This window comes from Shinella sumterensis, from assembly GCF_004514425.2.
GTDB lineage: Bacteria > Pseudomonadota > Alphaproteobacteria > Rhizobiales > Rhizobiaceae > Shinella > Shinella sumterensis.
In genome coordinates, this window is the sequence record NZ_MYFN02000001.1 from 643,593 (window position 1) to 666,730 (window position 23,138).

At 63.8% G+C, this 23,138-nt stretch carries 19 protein-coding genes and 1 pseudogene; 3 read left to right on the forward strand and 17 right to left on the reverse strand.

The genetic code is table 11. The annotated features are described in order from the left end of the window. Position 1: 1 nt before the first annotated feature. Entirely contained in the window at positions 2-1,033 is a 1,032-nt protein-coding gene (locus B5M41_RS03090) for an amino acid ABC transporter substrate-binding protein (RefSeq protein ID WP_134648721.1), read from the reverse strand. A 493-nt stretch (positions 1,034-1,526) separates the two neighbouring features. Between B5M41_RS03090 and B5M41_RS03095 the strand changes: the two genes are divergently transcribed. Then, positions 1,527-2,759, forward strand: a complete 1,233-nt coding sequence (locus tag B5M41_RS03095) for an acyl-CoA dehydrogenase family protein (RefSeq protein ID WP_134648722.1) — start codon at positions 1,527-1,529, stop codon at positions 2,757-2,759. Positions 2,760-2,812: 53 nt separating this feature from the next. Here the strand turns inward: B5M41_RS03095 and B5M41_RS03100 are convergent. The 10 genes and pseudogenes from B5M41_RS03100 to B5M41_RS03145 form a co-directional block, all read right to left on the reverse strand. After that, positions 2,813-3,014: pseudogene (locus B5M41_RS03100) on the reverse strand (L-2-hydroxyglutarate oxidase); the annotation flags it as partial. Positions 3,015-3,020: 6 nt separating this feature from the next. Next, positions 3,021-4,127 carry a class II histone deacetylase gene (locus B5M41_RS03105; RefSeq protein WP_134648723.1) on the reverse strand — a complete coding sequence of 369 codons (1,107 nt, stop codon included), beginning with the start codon at positions 4,125-4,127 and terminating at the stop codon, positions 3,021-3,023. Positions 4,128-4,138: 11 nt separating this feature from the next. Continuing rightward, on the reverse strand, positions 4,139-5,644 hold the full coding sequence (locus B5M41_RS03110; protein WP_134648724.1) for an aldehyde dehydrogenase: 1,506 nt from the start codon (positions 5,642-5,644) through the stop codon (positions 4,139-4,141). 12 nt (positions 5,645-5,656) lie between these two features. Further along, positions 5,657-7,240: a GMC family oxidoreductase gene (locus tag B5M41_RS03115; RefSeq protein WP_134648725.1), complete on the reverse strand. Its 1,584-nt coding sequence runs from the start codon at positions 7,238-7,240 to the stop codon at positions 5,657-5,659. Between the two features lie 9 nt (positions 7,241-7,249). Beyond that, positions 7,250-8,320, reverse strand: a complete 1,071-nt coding sequence (locus tag B5M41_RS03120; protein ID WP_134648726.1) for a branched-chain amino acid ABC transporter permease — start codon at positions 8,318-8,320, stop codon at positions 7,250-7,252. 9 nt (positions 8,321-8,329) lie between these two features. Further along, a complete protein-coding gene (locus tag B5M41_RS03125; RefSeq protein ID WP_134648727.1) occupies positions 8,330-9,217 on the reverse strand; it encodes a branched-chain amino acid ABC transporter permease in 888 nt (295 codons plus the stop codon). A 5-nt stretch (positions 9,218-9,222) separates the two neighbouring features. Next, a complete protein-coding gene (locus B5M41_RS03130) occupies positions 9,223-9,948 on the reverse strand; it encodes an ABC transporter ATP-binding protein (RefSeq protein ID WP_134648728.1) in 726 nt (241 codons plus the stop codon). Then, the gene (locus tag B5M41_RS03135; protein WP_230639962.1) at positions 9,945-10,745 is read right to left on the reverse strand and encodes an ABC transporter ATP-binding protein; all 801 of its coding nucleotides are present in this window, start codon (positions 10,743-10,745) and stop codon (positions 9,945-9,947) included. The genes B5M41_RS03130 and B5M41_RS03135 overlap by 4 nt, the downstream gene beginning before the upstream one ends. 74 nt (positions 10,746-10,819) lie before the next feature. Further along, positions 10,820-12,115 carry an ABC transporter substrate-binding protein gene (locus B5M41_RS03140; protein ID WP_230639963.1) on the reverse strand — a complete coding sequence of 432 codons (1,296 nt, stop codon included), beginning with the start codon at positions 12,113-12,115 and terminating at the stop codon, positions 10,820-10,822. Between the two features lie 54 nt (positions 12,116-12,169). After that, positions 12,170-13,570 carry an amidase gene (locus B5M41_RS03145; protein WP_134648731.1) on the reverse strand — a complete coding sequence of 467 codons (1,401 nt, stop codon included), beginning with the start codon at positions 13,568-13,570 and terminating at the stop codon, positions 12,170-12,172. A gap of 130 nt (positions 13,571-13,700) precedes the next feature. Between B5M41_RS03145 and B5M41_RS03150 the strand changes: the two genes are divergently transcribed. Then, positions 13,701-14,657 (forward strand): LysR family transcriptional regulator, encoded by a 957-nt coding sequence (locus B5M41_RS03150; RefSeq protein ID WP_134648732.1) that lies wholly within the window; start codon positions 13,701-13,703, stop codon positions 14,655-14,657. Between the two features lie 27 nt (positions 14,658-14,684). Here the strand turns inward: B5M41_RS03150 and B5M41_RS03155 are convergent, their stop codons facing one another. Further along, positions 14,685-15,674, reverse strand: coding sequence for a bile acid:sodium symporter family protein (locus tag B5M41_RS03155; RefSeq protein WP_134648733.1), 990 nt, complete (start codon positions 15,672-15,674; stop codon positions 14,685-14,687). Between the two features lie 93 nt (positions 15,675-15,767). On the opposite strand from B5M41_RS03155, the gene B5M41_RS03160 reads away from it, so the two are divergent. Then, positions 15,768-16,637 carry a LysR family transcriptional regulator gene (locus B5M41_RS03160; RefSeq protein ID WP_134648734.1) on the forward strand — a complete coding sequence of 290 codons (870 nt, stop codon included), beginning with the start codon at positions 15,768-15,770 and terminating at the stop codon, positions 16,635-16,637. Positions 16,638-16,647: 10 nt separating this feature from the next. Here the strand turns inward: B5M41_RS03160 and B5M41_RS03165 are convergent, their stop codons facing one another. The 5 genes from B5M41_RS03165 to B5M41_RS03185 form a co-directional block, all read right to left on the reverse strand. Continuing rightward, positions 16,648-17,409, reverse strand: coding sequence for a DeoR/GlpR family DNA-binding transcription regulator (locus B5M41_RS03165; RefSeq protein WP_134648835.1), 762 nt, complete (start codon positions 17,407-17,409; stop codon positions 16,648-16,650). A 123-nt stretch (positions 17,410-17,532) separates the two neighbouring features. Further along, complete coding sequence (locus tag B5M41_RS03170; protein WP_134648735.1) at positions 17,533-18,234, reverse strand: ROK family protein; 702 nt, start codon at positions 18,232-18,234, stop codon at positions 17,533-17,535. After that, a complete protein-coding gene (gene zwf / locus B5M41_RS03175) occupies positions 18,215-19,630 on the reverse strand; it encodes a glucose-6-phosphate dehydrogenase (protein WP_134648736.1) in 1,416 nt (471 codons plus the stop codon). Before zwf ends, B5M41_RS03170 begins: the two co-directional genes overlap by 20 nt. Before the next feature lie 22 nt (positions 19,631-19,652). Next, the gene (gene gnd / locus B5M41_RS03180; RefSeq protein WP_134648737.1) at positions 19,653-20,660 is read right to left on the reverse strand and encodes a phosphogluconate dehydrogenase (NAD(+)-dependent, decarboxylating); all 1,008 of its coding nucleotides are present in this window, start codon (positions 20,658-20,660) and stop codon (positions 19,653-19,655) included. Between the two features lie 44 nt (positions 20,661-20,704). Beyond that, the gene (locus B5M41_RS03185) at positions 20,705-23,113 is read right to left on the reverse strand and encodes a glucan 1,4-alpha-glucosidase (RefSeq protein WP_134648836.1); all 2,409 of its coding nucleotides are present in this window, start codon (positions 23,111-23,113) and stop codon (positions 20,705-20,707) included. Positions 23,114-23,138: the final 25 nt, after the last annotated feature.

Below are 23,138 nucleotides of genomic sequence, written 5' to 3' on the forward strand. Positions count from 1 at the left end.
CTTAGCGGAAGGGCGGCGAATAGAGCAGGCCGCCGTCGGTCCACAGACTGTTGTAACCGCGCTCCCAGCCAAGCGGCTTCAGGTTGCGGTCGAAGATCTCGCCGTAGTTTCCGACTGTCTTGATGATGTTATAGGCCCATTTCGGATCGAGCCCGATATCGTTGGCAAAGGACGGATCGACGCCGAGGAAGCGCTGGATTGCCGGGTCTTCCGATTTGAGGAACTCGTCCACATTTGCCGATGTGATGCCCCATTCTTCGGCCTGGATGGTCGCATTCACGGTCCAGTTCACAAGTTCGAGCCACCGATCGTCGCCGCCGGCGATAGCCGGTGCGAGCGGCTCCTTCGAAAGGCGTTCCGGCAGGAGGACATAGTCATCCGGCTTCTTCAGCTGGGTGCGCTTGCCGACGAGATCGGAGGAGTCCTGCGTGATCGCGTCGACGCGGCCGGATTCCAGTGCGTCGATGAACTGTCCGGTATCCTCTATGGTCACGGGCGTGAAGGTCTTGCCCGTCTTGCGGAAGAAGTCGGCCACGTTCAGTTCGCCCGTCGTGCCGCTCTGCGCCCCGATCGTCGCGCCGTCGAGATCCGCGGCCTTCGTTACGCCGAGGTCCTTGCGGACCAGGATGCCCTGGCCGTCATAGAAGACCGTCGGGCCGAAATGGAAGCCGAGCTTGAAGGCGCGGGTGGCGGTGACCGTGACGCCCGAGAGCAGGATGTCGAATTCACCGCTCTGAAGGGCGGGAAGACGCTGCTGCGGCGAGGACGACGTGAACTCCACCTTGTCGGGGGTGCCGAAGACCGCGATCGACAGGGCGCGGCCGTAATCGATGAAGAAGCCCTGCCACTTGCCGTTGCTGTCGGGCGTGAAGAAGCCCGGTGTGGTGCCGACGCCGACCTTGATGGTGCCGCGCTGGTTGATCTTGTCGAGCGTCGGGCCGGCGTGAGCCAGGCCCGATAACATGGTCGTGGCGAGGAAGGCAGCGGCGGCGACGGACTGTACGGCCCGCCGGAAGGTGGTTTGTGTACTCATATGGAAATGTCCCCATTCTCGAAAAAAGAGCTTCCACCACAGCGAGACTCTGCCGGGCAGTGAAAGTAATTTTTATATTATCTATAAAATTACTGTATTTAAGAAATGGATGTTCCAAATTTCGGCAAAGACACGAAAATTGCTACCAGCGCGCCGCGGAAAGACAGGTCAAGTCATGGGCCGCGTTTGATATTGACACCTATTGATGGCCGTCCGGCTTAGACGGGATCGGGACAGTTTGATACGCGACCTGCCGGGCCTCCTGGACAGGCAAAGCATGCCCGGCTCGTATCGTCATTTCCCCGAACGAACGGCATAAGCCATTGTTCTCCGCTCTCCGGTTACGCTTTTTTCAGCCGAAGGCGGAACAGCATTTTGCCGAATAGTACATAAAAGATATGGAATTTCTTTATTCCATCTCCGGCGCAGCTACCCTCGCGGCAATTCCAAGCGTAACCGGCGATGGCCGGCACGATAGCAACGAGCAGGATAGATGACGCAGATCGAGAATGCCTGGGGCGCTGGCCCCGGAGAGGATTACGAGACCATTGCCGCGCCGTTCCGGCCAATCTTTACGCGGATCGCTGAAAACGCGATAGCGCGGGACCTGGGGCGCGACCTGCCGCATGAGGCGATCCGCGACTTGAAGGAAGCGGGTTTCGGTGCCGTGCGGCTTCCGGTGGAAGCGGGCGGCAAAGGCGCGAGCCTGCCGCAGTTCTTCAACCTGCTGATCGAGCTTTCGGCGGCGGACTCCAATATCACGCAGGCGCTGCGCGGGCATTTCGGCTTTACGGAAGATATCCTGAACACCCGGGATGCCGCGCGCCGCGCGCTCTGGCTGGGGCGTATCGGCGGCGGCGAGATCACGGGCAACGCCTGGAGCGAGATCGGTGCGGGTGCCGCACTCGACCGCTTCGCCACCCATGTCGCCGAGAAGGACGGCAGGCTCGTCCTGAACGGTGCGAAGTACTACACGACCGGCTCCCTCTTCGCCGACTGGATCGACGTCGGGGCCTCCAACGCCGAGGGCGAGGGCATTTCGGTAGCGGTGCGTCGTCACGCCGAAGGCGTCGATGTCGTCGATGACTGGGACGGCTTCGGCCAGGTGCTGACGGCAAGCGGCACCACCACCTTCCGCGATGTCGTGGTGACGCCGGAAGACATCGTCGTCGACGAGGCGCGTTTCCGATACTCGGCTGCCTTCTACCAGCTCGTTCATCTCGCAACGCTTGCCGGCATCGGCCGCGCGATTACGGCCGATGTTGCCAAGGCCGTGGCCGAGCGGCGGCGGACCTATACCCATGCCGCCGCGGCGCGCTCCAGCGAGGACCCGCAGGTCTTGCAGGTTGTCGGGCGCATCCGGGCCGCTGCCTATGCGGCATCGGCGATCACGCTCCAGGCCGCAGCGAGCCTTCAGCGGGCCTTCGACGCACATTTCGCGGACGACGAGGCTGCCGAGGAGAAAGCCAATGCGATAGCCGAACTCGAAGCGGCACAGGCCCAGACGGTCGTTTCCGATCTGATCCTCGAAGCCTCGACGCTGCTCTTCGATGCGCTCGGCGCCTCCGCCACCAAGAAGCCCGCCGGCCTCGACCGTCACTGGCGCAACGCCCGCACGCTCGCCTCGCACAATCCGCGCATCTACAAACACCGGATCATTGGCGATTTCGCCGTCAACGGCACGCCGCCGCCCTACCAGTGGCGTATCGGCGCGGCGCCAGGCTGACAGGCGGAACGGCAGTCCTGCGGGGCCGGCTATGCCTCCTGCCGGCTCCTTATCATCTCGCCAATGGGTATGGCGGACGTCGCGACGAGCAGCTTGCCGCCGACCCCGAAAGGGATGCCGTTTTCCCGGCAGAACGCCTTTGTGGTCACGGCACAGTTCGGCCTTCAGGCTGCCCGTCGGATAGGAGATGCCTGCATGGATGACGCCGCTGTCATGGCCGGTCTGGTGCCGGCCGAGCGCGTCCTCCTTCTCGAGGAAGCGCTATGGGCGAATGCCGGCCAGAAGTTCGGCGGCGGCCGAGATCGCCTCCTGTTGCCAAGGGCGGAGCTCCTGGCCCGCGTAATTTCGAAACACGGGCAGGAAGGGATCGTCGATATGGGTCTTGATGCCCGAAAGCTGCTCCAGCACGGCGAGGCCGCAATAGGGCACATAGGCGGCGGAATAGCCGCCTTCGTGCGACATCACGAGACGCCCGCCGCACAGGTCAGCGGCCGCTTCCATCAGCATCCGGGTCATCTCGCGATAGGTATCGCTGTGCAGCATCATCCGGCCGAGCGGATCGGCGCCCGAACCGTCGAAACCCGAGGGAACGACGATGAGGTCGGGCTTGTAGGTCTTCAATGCCGGAAGCACGATCTGTTCGAAGGCCGCGATATAGGCGCCGTGCCCGCTGCCGGCCGGAAGCGGAATGTTGAGGTTGTAGCCGAGACCCGCACCGGCGCCGCGTTCCTCGCGGTCGCCGCTGTCATGCGGATAGAGCCGCTCCTGGTGAAGCGAGATCGTCAGCACGGCGGGATCGCTCCAGAATGCGGCCTGGGTGCCGTTCCCGTGGTGGACGTCCCAATCCACCGTCGCCACACGCTCGAAACCATGCTTCTTGCGGTTCTTCAGGATGGCCACCGGGACATTGCCGAACAGGCAGAAGCCCATGCCCTTGTCGCTTTCCGCGTGGTGGCCCGGCGGACGGACCAGCGCATAGCCATTGTCGAGCTCGCCGGAAAGCACCTTGTCCATAAGGGCAAACGTGCCGCCGGCCGCAAGGCAGGCGATCTCGTAGCTGCCACGCCCGAACGGCGTGAGATAACTCGCATCGCCGCCGCGATCGTCGCTGAGCGTCTTGATGCGCCGGATGTAGTCGCGGGTGTGGAACAGCGCGAGGTCGTCCTCGTCTACCGGAGCCGACTTGACGCTCGTAAGCTGCTCGGCGAGCCCGGAGACCTCCATGAGATTGCGGAAACGCCGCTTCGTTTCGGCGTTTTCCGCATGCTCGCCGGGTTCGACGGTCAGGCTGGCCGGAAAGAACTGCGCGGCCGCGCCGGTATCGTGCCAGAGGTAGAGTTCATGAAAATTCCATCCGGTCTTCGTCATCTCTGTCCTCGTCATTCGCCGACCGTGACCCACACGCCCTTGCTCTGCGTGTAGGAGAGGATCGCATCCATGCATTTGTCGCGGCCGTTGCCGCTTTCCTTCCAGCCCCCGAACGGCAACTGCATGTCGCCATTCATGTAGCTGTTCACGTAGACCATGCCGGCCTCGACATCGCGTGCGAAACGATGCGCCTTGCCCAGGTCGCTCGTCCAGATGCCGGCGGCGAGGCCGAACGGGCTGTCATTGGCGACGGCGACCGCCTCCTCGTAACCGGACACCGGAATGATGCTGGCGACCGGTCCGAAGATCTCTTCGCGCGCGATCGTCATGCTATTGTCGACGCCGGTGAAGATGGTGGGGGCGACATAGGCGCCGTGCTCCAGACCGTCGGGCACGCCGCCACCGAGGATGCAGTCCGCGCCGCCCCGGCGACCGATGTCGATATAGTTCAGCACGCGCTGCTGCTGTTCCCGGGTAACGAGCGGGCCCATCGTGGTGGCCTCGTCCAGCGGGTCGCCGGGCACGTAGCCGGATTTCGCCTGCACCGACAGTGCATCGATGAAATCAGGGACAACGGACTTTTCCACGATGATGCGCGAACCGGCGCAACACACTTCTCCCTGGTTGCCGAAGATGCCCATGGCCGCCCACCAGGCCGCCTTTTCGAGGTTTTCCGCATCCGCCAGGACGATATGCGGAGATTTGCCCCCGCACTCCGTCGCGACCTTCTTCATGTTGGATTGGCCGGCATAGATCAGCATCAGCTTGCCCACCTCTGCCGAGCCGGTAAAGGCGATCTTGTCGATGCCGTCGTGCAAGGCCAGCGCCTTGCCGGCCTCTGCGCCGAAGCCGTTGACGACGTTCAGCACGCCCGCGGGCCCGCCGGCCTCCATGAAGAGCCGCGCAAGCAACAGCGCCGAGAGCGGGGATTGTTCGGCCGGCTTCAGCACGACGGAATTGCCGGCCGAAAGGGCCGGGGCGATTTTCCACACCGTCATCAGCAGGGGATAATTCCATGGAACGATGCAGCCGACGACGCCGAGCGGCTGGCGGATGACATAGGACAGCACGTCGCTTGCCGTCGCGCCGACGCTGCCTTCGATCTTGTCGATGCATTCGGCCGTGAAGCGCAGGCAGGTCAATGCCAGCGGGATATCGACGGTCAGCATCTCCTGGATGGGCTTGCCCATGTCGAGGGTGTCGAGAACAGCGAATTCGCCTGCGTGCTGTTCGACAAGGTCGGCGAACCGCAGCATGACGGCCATGCGGGCACGCGGCGCCATGCGCGACCAGACGCCCGACTTGAAGGCCTTGCGCCCGGACGATACGGCAAGGTCGATATCGGCGCCGTCACCGCGCGACACCGCCGCGATGATGCTGTCATCCGCCGGATTGACCGTCTCGAATTTCGCACCGGAAACCGCCTCGCGGTAGTCGCCGTCGATGAAGAGCCTTCCTTCGAAAGAGAGTTTCGCGGCCCTGTCGTGCCAGCTGCCTGTGGATGGGGCGATGTTCATGGATGCGTCTCCTTAACCGGCGAGGATCATCTGGGCGGCACGCTCGGCGACCATGATCGTCGGCGCATTGAGGTTGCCCGAAACCATCTTCGGGATGACCGATGCATCTGCGACGCGCAGGCCTTCGAGACCGTGCACCTTCAGGGTCGAGGGATCGGTGACGGCCATCGCATCGGTCCCCATGCGGCAGGATGAAGACGGGTGATAGAGCGTCGTCATGTGGCCGCGGACGTAGTTGGCGATTTCGGCGTCCGTCTTGCACTCGGCGCTGGGGCTGACTTCGTAATCGACGAGCTCGCGGATCGGCGACTGTTCCATGATGCGGCGGTTGATCTTCACACCTTCCACCATGGTGGCGAGGTCGAGCCCATCCGGGTCGCTCACGAAATATTTGGGGTCGATCGACGGGTATTCGATCGGGTTGGCCGAGCGGAGCCTGATCTCACCCCGGCTGTTCGGGCGCTGAAGCGTGCAATGCGCGGTGATACCGGATTGGCCGCCCAGGAAGCGGGCATAATCGCGATGCGGGCTCATCGCGCCGTAGAGCTGCAGGTCGGGCTCGACGCCGGGTCGGCTGCACACATGGCCGCCGGACGCGACCCAGGGAGACGAGCGGATGCCGGTACGGTAGTCGCGCCATTCCTCGAAGCTGTCTGCGATCACCTCGTCGGTCCAGGCACCGATGCCGAGCGGTTCCTTGGTGTAGAAGGTTATGGGAATGTTGAGGTGGTCCTGCAAATCCTTGCCGACGCCGGGAAGGTCATGGATGGGATCGACGCCGACCGCCTTCAGTTCGTCCGCCGGACCGATACCCGACAGCATCAGCAGCTGGCAGGACGCGATCGCACCCGCCGAGAGCACCACTTCGCTTTCGGCATAGGCCGTGTGCGCAACACCGTCGATGAGATAGCTGACGCCCTTCGCGCGACCATTCTCGACGATGACTTTCGTGACGAGAACGCCGGTTTCGACGGTGAGGTTGGGACGTTCGAGGGCCGGCCGCAGATAGGCCTTGCCGGTTCCCCAGCGCTCGCCATTCCTGATGGTGAACTGGAAAAGACCGACCCCTTCCTGGCTTTCGCCGTTGTAATCGGGGTTGTAGGGGTAACCCGCCGCCTCGGCGGCCTCGATCCACATCCGCTCATATTTGTCGACATAGGGCACATTGCCGATATGCAGGAGGCCGTCGTTGCCGTGATAGGGGCTGTCCTTGATATCGGCATTGGCTTCCGAAAAGAGGAACACCGGGAACACATCCTTCCAGCCCCAGCCGCTGCAACCCATCGCTTCCCATGCATCGTAGTCGGACGGCAGCCCCCTGATGTAGATCATCGCGTTGAGCGCACCGGAGCCGCCGACCATCTTGCCGCGCGGCCAGAAGATGCGGCGACCGCGGCAGCCCGCCTGAGGCTCGGTGTAATAGCCCCAGTCGGCACCCGTGTTGAACATGGTCACCCAGTCGGACGGAATATCCGAGGCCAGCGGGGCCGCCCGGCCTGCCTCCAGCACCAGGACCTTGCGGTTCGGATCGGCGCTCAGCCGGTTTGCAAGCACGCAGCCGGCGGAACCGGCGCCGATGATGATCGTGTCGTACATGGAAACTCCTCACTTCCCGGTGGTTGCCGGCTTTTCCTGAAACGTGATGGCAGATGCGGCGGCGCGGTTGCGGTGGCGCAGCCAGGACAAGAGATCGCCGAGCCGTCCGACGAGGCCCTTCGGCATGAGCAGGATCGACAGCGCGATGATGAGGCCAAGCCCGAGCGTGCGAAACTCGCCGGCTTCACGCATCAGTTCGTCAGCCGCCACCAGCACGATGGTGCCCACGAGCGGCCCCCAGAATGTTCCGACGCCGCCGACCACCGTGATGGCGATGATGAACATCAGCTGCGACATCGACAGGATGCCCGGGCCGATGGCCTGGAAATGCGCGGCGTAGAAACCGCCGGCAAGGCCGGTGAAGAAGGCCGAGATGCCGAACACCAGAAGCTGTGCCTGGAACCGGTTGACGCCACGGGCCACCGCATAGCCGGGATTGTCCTTGAGGGCGCGAAACGCAAGGCCGATAGGGCTTTTGACGATGATGTAGGTGACGACCATCGTGACGGCGAAGAGCGTTGCGATGATGGCATAGTTGCCGACGAGCCATTGGCCCTTGAGGAGGGCGCGCGTGCCAAGATCGCCGAAGCGGGCGAAGCCCACCGCGCCGCCGGTAAACTGCCGGCAGATCGAGCCGACCATCGTGAAGCATTCGGTATCCGTGACGATCAGCAGATACATGGTCTGCGCGATGGCAAGCGTGAGCAGCGCCACGTAAACACCGGTGAGGCGGAGGCAGGCGAGGCCGACGACCAGCGAGAAGACGACGGCGGAAAGCGCACCCGGGAGCAAGGCTGCCCAGACATTCCAGCCGAAGTAGAAGCAGATCATCGCGGTCGCATAGCCGCCGAAGGCGAACATTGCCATCTGGGCAAGGGAGAAGACGCCGGCAAAGCCGAACAGCAGGTTCCACTGCGAGGCGATGGTGGCGTAGAACAGCGCCAGCACGATCTGGCCGAGCACGTAGCGGCTGTCGATCATGAAGGGGAGCGCGATCGCGGCTGCGATCAGCAGCAGGCTGACGAAGAGGTCGATCCGGGCGTTGCCGGACATGCCCTTGGAGTTGCAAGTCTTGTTCATGGCGCCACCTCACATGCGACGGATTTGGACACGGCCGAAAAGGCCGGCGGGCCGCCATATCAGGACAGCGATGACCACGAAGAGCAGGGTTGGGAAACCCCAGCGCGCGCCCGCGACGTACTGGACGAAGGCTTCCAGCAGGGCGAGGCCGAAGGCGGCCGCCACCGCGCCCGGAAGGTTGCCGAGGCCTGCGACCACGCACATGATGAAGGCCTTCAGCATGGGGTCGTTGCCGAGCGGCGGCGAAAGCTGGGTCATGGAACTGACCATGACGCCGCAGATGCCGGCGATGGCGCCCGACAGGACGAGAACCTGGAAATAGACCGAGTTGACGGCCACGCCCATCAGCTGGGCCGCCTCGCGGTTCTGCGCCGTCGCGCGGATCGCGCGACCCATGCGCGTCCTGCCGAGAAGCAGTGCGATGACGGCCATGAGCGCGATGACGACCAGCACGATGAGCATGTTCTGATAGGGCAGGCTGACCGGTCCGAGGATGAACGATCCGGTCGCGGAGATCGGCTGCTTCAAAGGCTGGCCGCCATAGGTCAGCAGAATGGCGTTTTCGAGCGCGATGCCGATCCCGACGGTCGCGATCATCACGTTGGATTCGAATGTCGCCTTGTCGGTTTTGAGCAGGTTGCGCACGATCAGCACGTAGAGCAGTCCGCCCGCGACGGCGCCGACCAGGATCGCGCCGGCAAAGCCGGCGATGACGGGAAGGCCGAGCACGGTGCAGAGCGTGAAGGCCGAGTAGCCGCCGAGCGTCAACATGGCGGCATGCGCCATGTTGAGCATGCCCATGGAACCCCAGACGAGGGAAAGGCCGACGGTAGCGAGTGCGTAGAGCGCGCCTGTCGTCAGGCCGGCGATGAGGATGGCGGTCAGGATGTCGAGCATGATCGTCAGCCTCCGAGATAGGTTGCGAGGAGTTCGTCGCGGGCAAGGAGTTCGGCCGGCGGGCCCGACCACACGATGATCCCGTCATCCAGCAGATGAAGATGGTCGGCGAGGTCGGCGACACGGGCCGGATTTTCCTCGACGAGCAATATGGTCCTGCCGCTTCTGGAGAGCTCCGTTATGACGCCGTAGATCTGCTCGATGATCAGCGGTGCGAGCCCCAGCGACGGCTCGTCGATCAGCAGGATCTGCCCGCCCATCATGAGCCCGCGACCGATGCCGACCATCCGTCGCTCGCCTCCCGAAAGAGACGAGGCCACCTGGTCGCGGCGATCCGAAAGCTTGGGAAGGAGCGTATAGACCTCGTCCAGCCGCCGGTCGATCTCGGCTTTCGAGGGCGCGAGATAGGCGCCCATCAGCAGGTTTTCCAGCACGCTCATTTCCGGAAACAGCATGTCGCCCTGCGGCACGTGGGCAACACCCAGCCCGGCGATGGTATGCGGCTTTCCCGGCGCCGGTTCGCCGTTGATGCGGATCGCGCCTGACGTCAGCGGCACGAGGCCGGAAATGGTCTTCAGCAGGGTGGACTTGCCATGGCCGTTGGGGCCGACGACGGTCACGAAGTCGCCGGCGGCAATGTCGAAGGATATGCCCTTGAGGACTTGCAGTCCCTTGTAGCCCGAAACCACGTTGGAAAGGCTGAGGACAGGCGGTTGAGTGGATGCGCTCACGGCTGTACCTCGCCTTCGGCAAAATATGTCGCGAGCCGCTTGCGGGTGCCTTCTCCAAGATAGGAGTCCACGACCACGGGGTCTTCAGCCACCGCCTGTGGCGGGCCTTCGAAGATTTTCTTGCCGTGATGCATGATGATGACGCGGCTGGAGAGCGCCAGCAGGAAACGCATGACATGTTCGATGAGAACGACGGTCATCCCGTTCGCTTTCAGCCGTTCGACCAGACCGATGATGTGATCGATCTCGCTGGAATTGAGCCCGCCAACGGGCTCGTCCAGGAAAAGCAGTTTGGGCCGTGTCGCGATCGCGCCGGCAATCATCAGCAGCTTGCGGTCGAGCACGGGAAGTTGCCCCACCGGGGCATCCGCCTTGTCGGCAAGACCGACGAAAGCCAATGCCTCTTGCGTCTGTCGGCGCACATCCTGGCCGAGCTTCAGGCCCGGGATCGCCCTTCGGCTCCTGCCGAAATAGGCGGCGACGTCGATATTTTCGCGCACCGTCAGGCTTTCGAAGGCGGCGTTGAGCTGGAATGTGCGCGCGATGCCATGCTGGCAAATGCTGTCGGCGCCAAGCTTTGAAATGTCGTGGCCGTCGAAAACCATTCGGCCCTCGGTGGCGGGGGTCACGCCCGTCACCACATCGAAGAAGGTCGTCTTGCCCGCACCGTTCGGGCCGCCGATGCCGACGATCTCGCCGCGGTTCACGGTCAGCGACATGCCATCGACCGCCGCAAGCGAGCCGTAGCGCTTCACGACGTTTTCGCATTCCAGCAAGATTGTCCCGCTGCTTTCCATCATTCCGCTCCTTTCGCCATCGGTACCGGCCGCTCCGACGGCCGATACCCCGTTCAGGGCTGCGCTGCCGGGACCTATTTGATCCAGGGCGGCAGGAGGAACGTGTCTGTTGCGTAGAGCGCCGGTGCGATGAGCTTCGGATCGGTCTTGTAGTCCTGATGCTGCAGGAACTGGTGCGGCATGCCCAGCGAAGGATCGGCGGTCTGTGTCGGGTAGCAATAGGCCGACTGGCCGGCAGGATCGGCGCGGTAGGTTCCGTTGACGCCGCGATAGACGTTGCGTCGCATGACGGCGGCGACCTTGCTCACCTGCTCCTTGTTGAAGGGCTCGCCCGGCCCCCCTGCGATGGCAGCGGCTATCGCCCACATCCACAGCCCGTCATAGGTCTGCGAGCCCGTGATATAGGCGGAGTTGGGGCCGAATTTCGCGCGATAGGACTCGCGGAACGGTTTCGAGAAGTCGTCCGGCAGGCAGCCGACGACCGTCGAATAGATGACGCCGTTGATCGTCTCGCCGCCGATCTCGCGGAAGGCGGGAAGAGACGGGCCATACTGCATGTAGACGAGGCTGTTGGTCGGCTGCGTGAGGAACTGAACCATGAACTGGGCAAGGTCCTGAGGCAGGAAGTGCGTGACGATAATGGCAGCCGGCGGGTCCTGGCGCAGCTTTGCCAGTGTCGGGCCCCACTGGTTCGTCGGGAACGGCACGGTCTCGAACAGGCTCACCTCGAAACCGTAATCCTTGGCCTGATCGCGGATCGCGTTGGCGATGACGATCGAATACTCGTTTGCCGAGGGAATGATGGCTATCTTCTTGTTCGGCGCTTTCCACGTGCCGGCGTCCGAAAGCGACTTCAGGAAGTTCAGGCAGCCCGGCCCATACCAGAATTCCGGCGGATCGCCCTGGAACGAACCATAATACCGTTCGGGATCGGTCTTGAACTTCTCATTGTGCGAGATGAGCGTGTTGTAGTGCATCATGATGACGTCGTTGTCGGCCGCGACGTCCATCTCGATCATGTTGGTGCCGAGATTATAGCCGTTGATGAGAACCGGGGTGTTGAAGCGGTCGATCAGCCGCTGCATGGACTGGGACACGAGGTCCGCCCCCATTTCCTTGGTGTCCTCGATGTGGATCTCGACAGGCCGCCCCAGAATGCCGCCGGCCGCATTGATCTCCTCGGCGGCAAGGTCGAGGCCGTTCTTGAACTCGATGCCGTCAGCCGCCGCGATGCCGGACATCGGCAGTGCCGAGCCCACGGCGATCGGCGAGGTATCCTGCGCCTTGGCGGACCTGTTCATGTCGGCGAGAAGCATTCCGCCGGCGGCGCCGGCTCCCAGGGCGCCCTGAAGCATTGCACGTCTGTTCATCATAACGGTTACCCCTTTTATAGTTGGTTGTGTTCGTCATGCGTGTATCGATGCTTATCTGGAGAAGATCACCTCCAGGCCGGCAGCGGCGGAAAGAACGCCGGCATCTGCGCCGCGCGCTCCGATGATCTGGAAACCGACCGGCAGGCCGTCCGGCGTGAACCCGCAGGGTATGACGCAGGCGGGCTGCTGGCTGAGGTTGATCGGGAAGCTGAAGCCCGCCCATTCCGTCCATCGTGCAAAGGCGCTTCCCGCAGGTATTTCAAGTCCTGCATCGAAGGCCGGCAGTGCCGTGCCGGGCGACACCACGAAATCGTATTCGGCGAGCAGCCGATCCATCGCCGCGCCGTAGTCGCCACGCCGGACCTGTGCGAGCACGAGCGCAGTCGAACTGTAGGCAGCACCGGCGCGGGCGATTTCCAGAAAGCCCGGATCGATCGACGCGCGGTTGGCCTCGGGGATCGCGGAGAGACGCGCGGCGGCCCCGGTGAACCAGTGATGATGGAAGAGGTCGAGAAGGCCTTCTGCCGGCAGCGTGATCGGTTCCACGTGCGCGCCTGCGGAAGACAGGCGTGCGACGGCGGCGTCTACGACCGCGGCAATGTCAGGGTCGACGGTGCCGCACGCGGGCGTCGACCAGTATCCGATGCGTTTGCCGGCAAGTTCGATTTCTGCGGGGCGGTCGAGGCTTGCCAGTTCGCCGGCACCCTGCGCCCAATCCCGGATGTCCCTGCCGGACATCGCCTGTAGCATGGCTGCGGCATCGCTCGCGCTTCGCGTCATCGGCCCGATATGGGCGACGGTGCCGAAGGCGCTCGCCGGATGGGCCGGAACCCGGCCGAATGTCGGCTTGTGACCGACGATCCCGGTGAAGGATGCGGGAACACGGATCGACCCGCCGCCATCGGTTCCGAGATGGAACACGCCCGCGCCGACCGCTGCGGCCACGGCCGCGCCGCCGGATGAACCACCGGGGGTTTTTTGCGTGTTCCAGGGATTGCGGGTCACGCCGAAAAGCGCGCTGTCGGTGACGGCTTTCCAGCCGAATTCCGGGGTCGTGGTTTGTGCAATGAAGACCGCGCCCGCCCTGCGCAACCGTTCCACGGATGGCGCGTCCTCGCTGTAAGGACGTGCAGGCGTGGTGGCACTGCCGTAGCGAACGCTCCACCCGTTAACCCATACGATGTCCTTGAGCGTGGTCGGGACGCCATCGACCTGTGAAAGAGGCGCACCCTCCGCCCAGCGCTTCTCGGAGGCGCCGGCCGCCGCAAGCGCACCCTCATGGTCGATAAAGGTGAAGGCGTTGAGCTCCGGGTTGACCTCCTCGGCGCGCGCCATCGCGGCCTTGGCGACCTCGACCGGCGAAAGCGTGCGATTGCGATAAGCAGTCGTCAGCGCGGCGGCGTCCAGACGGCACAGCTCCGCCGCCCCTTCGAGCGGGTTCTGTAAAGGCATTCGCTCGTTCCCCTGGTTCCCTGCATCTTTGCGGCAGGCGGTTTGTTGCAGGCAGAATGGACCTTTCCTTCCAACGCACAAAATGTATTCTCTCGCATAACTTCATACATTTTGTGGAGAGCGCGGTGCGATGAACCTGACAATCCGGCAGCTTCGCTATGTCTGCGAAGTGGCGAACTTCGGCAGCGTACAGGCCGCGTCGAAATCACTGCATATCTCGCAATCATCCATTCTTGCGGCCATCACGCTTGCCGAAGGGGAAATGGGCGCACGCATCTTCGAGCGGCGCCCGGCGCGCGGGGTGCAGGTGACGCCCGCAGGCGAGCGTTTCATCAGTGCGGCCCGCATCATGCTGTCGGCTGCCACGGAGTTCGACAGGGCGATCGGTGACCTCGCCGACCGCGTGCCGAAGGTGCTGCGCATCGGTTGCTTCGAGCCGTTCGGGGCGCTGTTCATGCCGGAAATGCTGCGCATGTACATCGACAACGTGGCAGATGTCGAAATCGACCTTCTGGAAGGCGACCAGGTGCAGCTGCAAACCTGGCTCGGCGAAGGGCTGATCGATCTGGCCGTTCTCTACGATATCGGTTCGATCACGACCGGCACGATGACGAAGATCTGCAAGGTACCGGCGCATGCGCTCCTGCACGTCGATGACCCGCTGGCGGCCCGGGATGCCGTCTGGTTGTCGGAGATCGCGACGCGCCCATTCGTGCTTCTGGACATGCCCCAGACGGCCACTTACCTGCTGACTTTGTTCGATATCCTCGCGAAACGACCGGACGTGCGCTTTCACACGCGCTCCTACGAGACGGTCCGTTCCGCGGTGGCATCCGGATTCGGCATGTCGATCCTCAACATGCGGCCGATCGGCCGGGCGACATCTGACGGGCAGGGTATCGTGCGACGGCCGATCCTCGACGAGCTTCCGCCGCCGTCCGTTATCGTCCTGGACCTCTATGGCAATGCCAAGCCGCTGTTCGTGCGGCTGTTCATCGAAATCATACGCCGGTTCTTCCGTGAGGTCGGGCCGTCTGGGTTTTCCGTCTGCGTCGAGGAGCGGCACCCGTCCCTGATTTTCAACTAGCCGAAAGCAAGGCTGCCGGTGCGGCCGTCACGATGCAGGGGCGGGTTCCGGTACGGCCTCGGCCTTCCTCTGGGCGTAGATCCGCGCCAGCCAGGCACAGACCATGAGCTGGATCTGGTGGAACAGCATCAGGGGCAGCACGATGGCGCCGACGGACTGGCCGGCGAAGATGACGCCCGCCATAGGCACGCCGCTCGCCAGGCTCTTCTTGGAGCCGCAGAACAGCGCGGTAATCCGGTCCTCGCGGTTGAAGCCGAAAAGCTTGCCGCCCAGGCTGGTGATCAGCAGCACCGTCGCCAGCAGGAGGACGTCGATCAGAACGAGCAGCGCCAGGTCCTTTCCGTCCAGCTGATGCCAGACGCCCTGCGCCACGGCTTCGGAAAAGGCGAGATAAACCACCATCAGGATGGAGCCGCGATCGAAAGGGGTGAGCAGCGCCTTGCGGGCACGCACCCAGTTGCCGATGAACGGCTGCAGCAGTTGGCCGGCCACGAAGGGCAGGAAGAGCTGCAGCATGATCTTCCACACCATATCGAAGGAAACACCGACATGGCCGCCGGCCGAAAACAGCATGGCGACCAGCACCGGGGTGAGGAAGATGCCGAGAATGTTCGAGGTCGAGGCGGCGCAGATCGCCGCCGGCACGTTGCCGCCCGCAATCGAGGTGAATGCAATCGACGACTGCACCGTCGAAGGCAGAACGCAGAGGAACAGCAGGCCGAGATAGAGCGGCTGCGGAATGAGCCAGGGCGAAAGCACGCCAAGCCCGAGGCCCAGCAGCGGGAAGATCACGAAGGTGGTGACCAGGATGAACAGCTGAAGCCGCCAGTGCAGGAAGCCTGCGATCACCACATCGGTGGAGAGACGCGCGCCGTGCAGGAAGAACAGCCCGGCAATCGCAAGCATCGTCGCGATGCCGAACCAATCCGCCGGTTCGCCGGAAATCGGCAGGACAGAGGCCAGGCCAACGGCTGCGAGGAGCAGCAGGGTGAACGTATCAGGGAGAAGGTTCTTCACGGGAGCATCCAGATCGATCGGGTCTCGACTACTGCGCGATCTTGGATATCCTGAATCGAGATGCAAGAAATAACAGTTATCGAGGATCGTGATATGCTTGATCTCGTGCAGCTGCGCAGTTTCCTGACGGTGGCCCAGGCCAGAAGCTTTACGCTTGCCGCGGAACGTCTTCAACTCGGCCAGTCGACGGTCAGCCAGCATGTGCAGCGCCTGGAGCGCGATCTGCGGCGACGGCTCATCCATCGCGACACGCACTCGGTGCGGTTGACGCCGGATGGCGAAGCGCTGTTGCCGCATGCCCGGCAGCTTCTGGCCCTCGAGCGCCAGGCGATTGCGCAATTCGAGACGGAGACCCCGCGTGGAACGTTCCGGCTCGGCGTTTCCGAGGACCTCGTGAGCGCGCAGTTGCCCGGCCTTCTGGAGGATTTCATCGCGGACTATCCCTCCGTCGACCTCCAGCTTTCGGTCGCGCTTTCCAGGACGCTTGGCGAGATGCAGGATCGTGGTGAGCTCGATCTCGTCATGGCCAAGCGTCGCATCGGCGACAAGCGAGGCGATAGCGTGCTGCGCGAGCCTCTGGTCTGGCTGGCGAGCGATCCCGAGGCCGTGCTGGCGAAACCCGTTCTGCCGCTGATCGTTTTTCCGCCGCCGAGCCTGACGCGCGTGCTGCTCATGGAGGCCCTTGAGCGAAGCGGTACGGCGTGGCGCATTGTCTGCTCGTGCCCCAGCCTCAGCGGGTTGACGGCCGCCGCCCGTGCCGGCATGGGCGTGCTCGTGCAACCCCGCAGCCTCGCGCCCGCCGGCCTGCGCGAGATCGCACCGCTGCATCTTCCGGTTCTGGAGGACGTCGAATTCGTGCTCGTGACATCGGCGTCCGCCAACCGCGCCACCGTCTCCGCCTTCTCGCGACGGGTGCGGGAGCGGTTTGGAAAAGGCTTCGTTTCGGTTGGGAACGCCGTCTGAAGCCTGTCGCCTAACCGGCCAGGGTCAAGCTGACGCCGGCTGTCTTCAGCGCCGAGGCGATATCGCGTGGTGGCGCCTTGTCGGTGAAAAGGTCGGTCAGCGCGTTGAACGCGCAGACCCTGACAAGCCCTTGCCGCCCGAATTTGCTGTGGTCGGTCACGACGATCGCACGCTTGCCGCGGGAGATCACCGTTCGCGCGAACTCCGCCTCCTCCAGATCGTAATCCATGATCCCGATAGAGGCATCGATCGCGCCCGTGGTGATGACGGCGTGGCTGACGGTGAAGTTGCTGACGAAATCGATCGCCGAAACGCCGAAAGCCGCACCGTTGTCGCTGCGCAGTTCGCCGCCGGCCATGTAGACCCGGTTGTCATTGACCGTCGAGAGCGTGCGGGCGATATCCGAGGAGTTCGTGATCACGGTGAGCCGCCGGTGTCCGAGCAGCTCGCGGGCGAGATAGCTCGTGGTCGTGCCCGTATCCAGCATGACGGAATCGCCATCGCGAATGGTCAGGGCCACGGCGGCGGCGATCGCTTTCTTCGCCTCGCTGTTCTCACGCATGCGCTTTTCGAAGGGCGCCTCGCCGACGGTGGAAGGCAGTGCCACGGCGCCGTGCATCTTCACGACACTGCCGTTCGACGTCAGCGGCTTGATGTCCCGGCGCACGGTTTCGAGCGAAACGCCGAGCTTGCTGGCGAGTTCGGCAATCGTCACGGTGCCGTCCTGCTGGAGAAGGCGAAGAATGTCGCTGTGGCGCTTGGAAGGGTTCATGGCAGTCATGTCCGCGGTGCTTTCCTGCTTCCATAATCCGTTCGGTGCACGCTGACAAGAAAAGCCGCATGAACGGTCACAAAAACAGAAAAAGCCACACCCCCAAGCAGTGGCGCCATCGCCTTACAGGCGAAGTTGAGCATCCTTCCATATCCGGAAGCCGCCCGCGAAGGCACGCGTATTATCGCCGCGCACGCTGTTGACAGGCAGGTCGGAGAGATGTGCGACATTGCCGCCGCCGATGACGATGTAATCCGGCAGCAGGGCGGCATTCAGGCATTCCGTCACCGCGGCGACGGCCTTGCGCCATTTCTTCTTTCCGCGTTTCTCCAGGGCGGGCTCGCCGACATAATCCTCGAAGCTCCCGCCTTTCCGGAAGGGAAGGTGGCCCACCTCCAGGGGATGACAGACGTTATCGAGGATCATGGCGGTACCCAGCCCGGTGCCGAGACCGAGGAAGAGCATGCGCCCGCCCTCATAGCTACCGATCGCCTGCATGAGGGCGTCGTTGACGACCTTGACGGGCTTGCCGAAATGATCCGCAAAATCGTAGCCGACCCATCCGCTCGCGAGATGGGCGGGATCCCGCGACGGTTTGTTTTCCCTGACGGGACCGGGATAGCCGATGGAGATGACGTCATAGGACCAGCCCCTGGCAAGGTCGCGGACCGCGTCGACCATCTGTGCCGCAGACATCGCAGGACCGGATTCCACCCGTCGTTCCTCGACATGCGTGCTCGTCATGATCTTTACATGCGAGCCGCCGACATCGATCGACAGAACGACCGGATCGGCCGGTGAGGCGTCATCCTTTCGTGTCGTCATGGCGGCCCTCCTCACTGTCGGGGGCAAGCGTAGCGTACCAGCCGCCGGGCGGACCGAAACCGTTCGAGGCCTCCGGCGGACCCCATGTGCCGGGATCGTAGCCATGGAGTGGCGACGGGTTTTCGAGAATGCGTTCGACGATGCGCCAGGCGATCTCGCTTGCATCCTGGCGCGTGAACAGCTGGGCATTGCCATTCATGGCATCGCCGATCAGGCGCTCATAGGGTGTCATGTCGCCCGTATCGTCATCGACCGCCAGGAGTTCGACAGGCTCGCCGACCATGGCGTCGCCGGCCGCCTTGCGTCGTGCACCCAGTGCGACCGCGACCTGCGGCGAGATGCGGAACCGCAGATAGTTGGCGTCTTCGCGACGGATCGTGTCGAAGACATCGATGGGCGGCCGCTTCAGCCGCACCACGACCTCCGTCATATGGACAGGGAGGTTCTTGCCGGCGCGGATGTGGAACGGCACGTCCTTCCAGCGCCAGGTGTCGACATGGAAACGCACCGCCGCGAAGGTCTCGACGGTCGAGCCCGGCCGCACGCCGGGTTCGTCGAGATACCCCTTGAACTGTCCACGGACCACATCGGAGGGCCTGAGCGTGCGCACGGCCTTCAACACCTGCACCTTTTCATCGATCAGGTCATCGACCGTGCGGCCGGCCGGCGGTTCCATCGCCAGCAGCAGCAGGACGTTGAGCAGGTGGTTCTGGATCACGTCCCGCAGGCATCCGACCTCGTCGTAGAACTTGCCCCGGCCTTCCACGCCGAAATCCTCCGCCATGGTGATCTCGACGCTTTCGATGTGATCGCGGTTCCAGATCGGCTCCAGGAAGGAGTTGGCAAAGCGGAAATAGAGCAGGTTCTGGATCGCCTCCTTGCCGAGATAGTGGTCGATGCGGAAGATCGATTTCTCCGCGAAGGCCGTATGCAGGATGGCGTTGAGCTGCCGGGCGGACTGGAGATCGCGGCCGAACGGCTTTTCCACCATCAGCCGTCCGCCCTTTGCGAGGTTCGAATGCTGCAGGCCCTGTACCACCGGTTCGAACATGCTGGGCGGCACGGCGAGGTAAAACAGGGGCCTGCGGGCGCCGCCAAGGGCAGTCTTGAGCGTTTCGAAAGTGCCGGGCTCGCGATAGTCGCCACTGGCATAGTTCATGAGACCGGCCAATCGGGCAAACACGGCCTCGTCGATTGTGCCGAGGGCCGTGATGATACCGTCCCGAGCGCGTTCGACCAGCTTTTCGCGCGGCCAGTCGTCATAGGCGATGCCGATGATCGGCTCGGCAAGCGTCCCGCGCGCCACCATGCGGTACAGCGCGGGAAAGATCTTCTTGTGCGCGAGGTCTCCCGTTGCGCCGAAGAGCACAAGGGCATCCGAGCGGTTGGTCGTCATGAAAGCCTCCCTGGAACGGATATCACTCCGCCTTCTTCTCGACATGGCCGCCGAAGGCGAAGCGCATGGCCGACAGCAGCTTGTCGGCGAAGGCCGATTCACCCTGCGACGTGAAGCGGTCGAAGAGGGCCGAGGAAAGAACGGGGGCGGGCACGCCGGTGTCGATCGCAGCCTTCAACGTCCATCGTCCCTCGCCGGAATCCGAGACGCGCCCGCCATAGCCCGCAAGCGTCTGGTCGTTCTTGAGAACGCCTGCCGTCAGGTCGAGAAGCCAGGAGCCAATGACGCTGCCGTGCCGCCACACTTCCGTTACCGCAGCCAGATCGATGTCGAAGCGGTAGTATTCCGGGTTCTTCAGCGGACTCGTCTCCGCATCGGTGGTGCGCGGTCTATTGCCGGCATTGGCTGCCTTGAGGATGTTCAGGCCCTCGGCATAGGCGGCCATCATGCCGTACTCGATGCCGTTGTGCACCATCTTGACGAAGTGCCCCGCACCGCTCGGGCCGCAATGGAGATAGCCGAAAGGGGCGGTGCCATGTTCGGCGGACGGCACCGCGCCCTTGTCCGCGCCGGGCGCGAGCGTGGCGAAGATGGGATCGAGGTGTCGCACCGCCGCCTCGGGACCGCCGATCATCAGGCAATAGCCGCGCTCCAGCCCCCAGACGCCGCCGCTCGTCCCGACATCGACGAAGCTGATGCCACGGCCGGAAAGCTCTGCGGCCAGATCCACGGCATCCTGATAATGCGAATTGCCGCCGTCGATGATGATGTCACCCGGCTGCATCTCTGCGGCAACCTCTTTGGCGACCTTGCCGGTGATGGCCGCGGGCAACATCAGCCAGAGGCAGGCGGGTTTGGCGAGCCGCGCGACGAGATCCTCGAGAGACGTCGCGCCGGTCGCGCCTTCGGCAACGAGCGCCGCCACGGCATCGGGATTGATATCGTAGACCACGCAGTCATGGCCGTCCTTGATCAGGCGTCGCACCATGTTGGCGCCCATGCGCCCCAAACCCATCATACCGATCTGCATTGCTAAGTCCTTTTTTGAAAGAATGGTTTGGCATGGTCGAACCGCTATTCCGGCGCGACGATCACGCCGAAATTGCGGTCTTCCCAGTGCTGCGCGTCAAGCCAGAAAAACGTGAATTCGACACCCTGGCCGATGCTCAGATGCGATACGGGAATGTCAACGACATGCACGCCGAAGGCATTTTCGCGCGTGGTGCTTTCCTCGACAGTCATCCAGGCGTCGGCACTCCAGCGAACGGTCGCGGCAGCCAGGAGCTCGAGCCGCAGCATCTTGCCTTCCGCGAGTGTGCGGATCCTGTTGTTGAAGCGCCATGAGCGGAACGGTGCGGTGGTCCGGTCTTTGATATAGCGCGCCGGGCCCTGCGGCGGCATGTCGAAGACACGGCCGTCGCGCAGCGAGCGCAGCAGCTTGACATATTCCGCATGCGCCCAGACCAGCGGCATGGCGCTGCCGGACGGGCGGCCGTGCAGCAGTTCCCGCTCCGGCATGTCGGCGCCGTCCCACACCTGTTCGGGCAGCAATCCGCCGGGCCCGGCGGAGGCGGCAAAGGTGCCGAGAAGATCGAACGCGGCCTGCCGGCGGCCGGCGGCGAGTTCGTAATGCGCGCGCTCGCCGGTCAGCAGGGGCCAGGGTCGTCCCTGGCCCGTTCCATCGAAGGGGCCGCCATTGGGGTGTTCGCCATAGCCGTCATCGGTGTAGCGATACCAGACCGGCCCCTGCGGCAGGTCGGCGCGCAACGATGCGTCGATGACCTTGACCGTATCGACGATGCGGGGATCGTCGGGCGCGCGCAGGCCGAAGCGCACCAGCGCCAGCGCATCCGGGCTGACGATGAGGTCGGGCCGCCGGTCGGCGTCGTCGGGCGGGCGGTTCTTGATGGGAACAAAACCGTCGCGGGGAGAGGCCGCGCCGGAAAGATCGCTCGGAGCGATGCGCACATAATAGCCGGATACGCCGAGCGCCGCGCACGTATCCGTTCCGCTGGCATAGGTCCATTTCTCGACCTGGTCGTTCCAGCAGTCCGCGGTCTCACGGGCGAAGCGTGCTGCCTCCCGCCTGTCGCACGCGTCGAGGACATCGGCGGCCGCAAGCAGGGCGGCGATTTCGACGGCCAGCGTGAAGGGGGAGTACCCGCTGTCCTCCTCCCAGCGGTCCTCGCCGGTGACGGGGCCGTTTTTCACGAGATAGGCTGTGGCGCGCTCCACCATGGGCAGGTAGGCGAGGAGCATTTCGCCTGAAAGCGCGCCCGCGCGATGCAGCGCATCGGCCAGCAGCAGCGGAAAGCCGCATTCGTCCATCTGGATGCCGTTCCAGTAGGCCGTGCCATCGAGCCAGACATTCTGCGGCCAGTGGCCGTCCGCCTCCTGAATGGTGCGGAGATAGGCTAGAATTTCCAGTGCATCGTCGACCAGACCGACGGCAAGAAAACCGCCGGCCGTTTCGACGAGATCGCGCGGCCAGACGAGATGATAGCCGCCGAGGTCGTCGTCGCCTTTGTTGAAGCCCCAGGGGATGGAGAGACTGGCGATGGCGGGCCCGGGAAAGCTCGATGAGCGGTGCGTGCCCAGCACGGCCGTACTGGTGCGGTAGAGGTTGGGGCCCTTGTGACCGGGCTGGTCGAGGGGCAGAAGGTCCTTCTGCCAGTCGTGCCATCCGGCGACATAGGTGCGTGCTGCGCTGTCGAAGCCCGCATTGAGACTGGCAAGGGCGTTGTAGCCTGCTTCATCGGCACTCGGTCCGAAGGAGAGTGCAAGGAGGGCGAGGTCCTGCGTCGGGGTAAAGCCGATTTCGCCCGTCAGCGCGACATTGCCATCCGGCGCACTGGTATATCGGGCGTCGAGCCTGCCCGAAGCCGACAGGGCGCGCCAGCCGTCCGACACGCCGACATAACCCGCGGACGCCTCCCTCCAGGACAGCGAGGAGGCGAGTGCCAGGAACTCCCCGCGCCCGCTGGCAAAGAGCATCGTTACACCCTTGTATTCGCCGATCCATGCGGAATTGCCCATCCCGGCATTGACGAGGTGGGGCGCAAGCAGGGCGTAAACATGATAGTCCGAGGCAGCGCCGGAAAGCGCGGTGAACCGGATGTTCTGCAGGACCGTCGGCCGCAGGGGATCGGCGAGAATGCGCTTCTCGATCCGGTAGGCGCCGTCGAGGGCGGTGTTGGTGAGGTGGAAGGCCGGAACGCCGTCCGCAAACCAGGCGACATCATGTGCCGCGTGGCGCTTCTCTTCGGAAAAGTAACCGTCGTCACGCGTCACCACCAGGCCGAGATCGCGTGTGCAGGCGTGATCGAGGCGCGGATGGTAGACCTCGTTCAGGATGCCGTGGCTGATGGTGAACCAGGTGCGTGAGGCCGCGGTCAATGCCGTTCCCACTCCACTCTTGGCGCTGGATGTCCACCGGGCATCAATTCCCGGCGCACCGGGGGCGGGATTATGGCTGGCGGCTATGTCCACGTTCTGCTCCACACGCGGC

Coding starts and splice junctions, on each gene's coding strand:
- B5M41_RS03090 (WP_134648721.1), bottom strand. CDS start 1,033: ATGAGTACACAAACCACCTTCCGGCGGGCCGTACAGTCCGTCGCCGCC.
- B5M41_RS03095 (WP_134648722.1), top strand. CDS start 1,527: ATGACGCAGATCGAGAATGCCTGGGGCGCTGGCCCCGGAGAGGATTAC.
- B5M41_RS03105 (WP_134648723.1), bottom strand. CDS start 4,127: ATGACGAAGACCGGATGGAATTTTCATGAACTCTACCTCTGGCACGAT.
- B5M41_RS03110 (WP_134648724.1), bottom strand. CDS start 5,644: ATGAACATCGCCCCATCCACAGGCAGCTGGCACGACAGGGCCGCGAAA.
- B5M41_RS03115 (WP_134648725.1), bottom strand. CDS start 7,240: ATGTACGACACGATCATCATCGGCGCCGGTTCCGCCGGCTGCGTGCTT.
- B5M41_RS03120 (WP_134648726.1), bottom strand. CDS start 8,320: ATGAACAAGACTTGCAACTCCAAGGGCATGTCCGGCAACGCCCGGATC.
- B5M41_RS03125 (WP_134648727.1), bottom strand. CDS start 9,217: ATGCTCGACATCCTGACCGCCATCCTCATCGCCGGCCTGACGACAGGC.
- B5M41_RS03135 (WP_230639962.1), bottom strand. CDS start 10,745: ATGGAAAGCAGCGGGACAATCTTGCTGGAATGCGAAAACGTCGTGAAG.
- B5M41_RS03140 (WP_230639963.1), bottom strand. CDS start 12,115: ATGAACAGACGTGCAATGCTTCAGGGCGCCCTGGGAGCCGGCGCCGCC.
- B5M41_RS03145 (WP_134648731.1), bottom strand. CDS start 13,570: ATGCCTTTACAGAACCCGCTCGAAGGGGCGGCGGAGCTGTGCCGTCTG.
- B5M41_RS03150 (WP_134648732.1), top strand. CDS start 13,701: ATGAACCTGACAATCCGGCAGCTTCGCTATGTCTGCGAAGTGGCGAAC.
- B5M41_RS03160 (WP_134648734.1), top strand. CDS start 15,768: ATGCTTGATCTCGTGCAGCTGCGCAGTTTCCTGACGGTGGCCCAGGCC.
- B5M41_RS03165 (WP_134648835.1), bottom strand. CDS start 17,409: ATGAACCCTTCCAAGCGCCACAGCGACATTCTTCGCCTTCTCCAGCAG.
- B5M41_RS03170 (WP_134648735.1), bottom strand. CDS start 18,234: ATGACGACACGAAAGGATGACGCCTCACCGGCCGATCCGGTCGTTCTG.
- zwf (WP_134648736.1), bottom strand. CDS start 19,630: ATGACGACCAACCGCTCGGATGCCCTTGTGCTCTTCGGCGCAACGGGA.
- gnd (WP_134648737.1), bottom strand. CDS start 20,660: ATGCAGATCGGTATGATGGGTTTGGGGCGCATGGGCGCCAACATGGTG.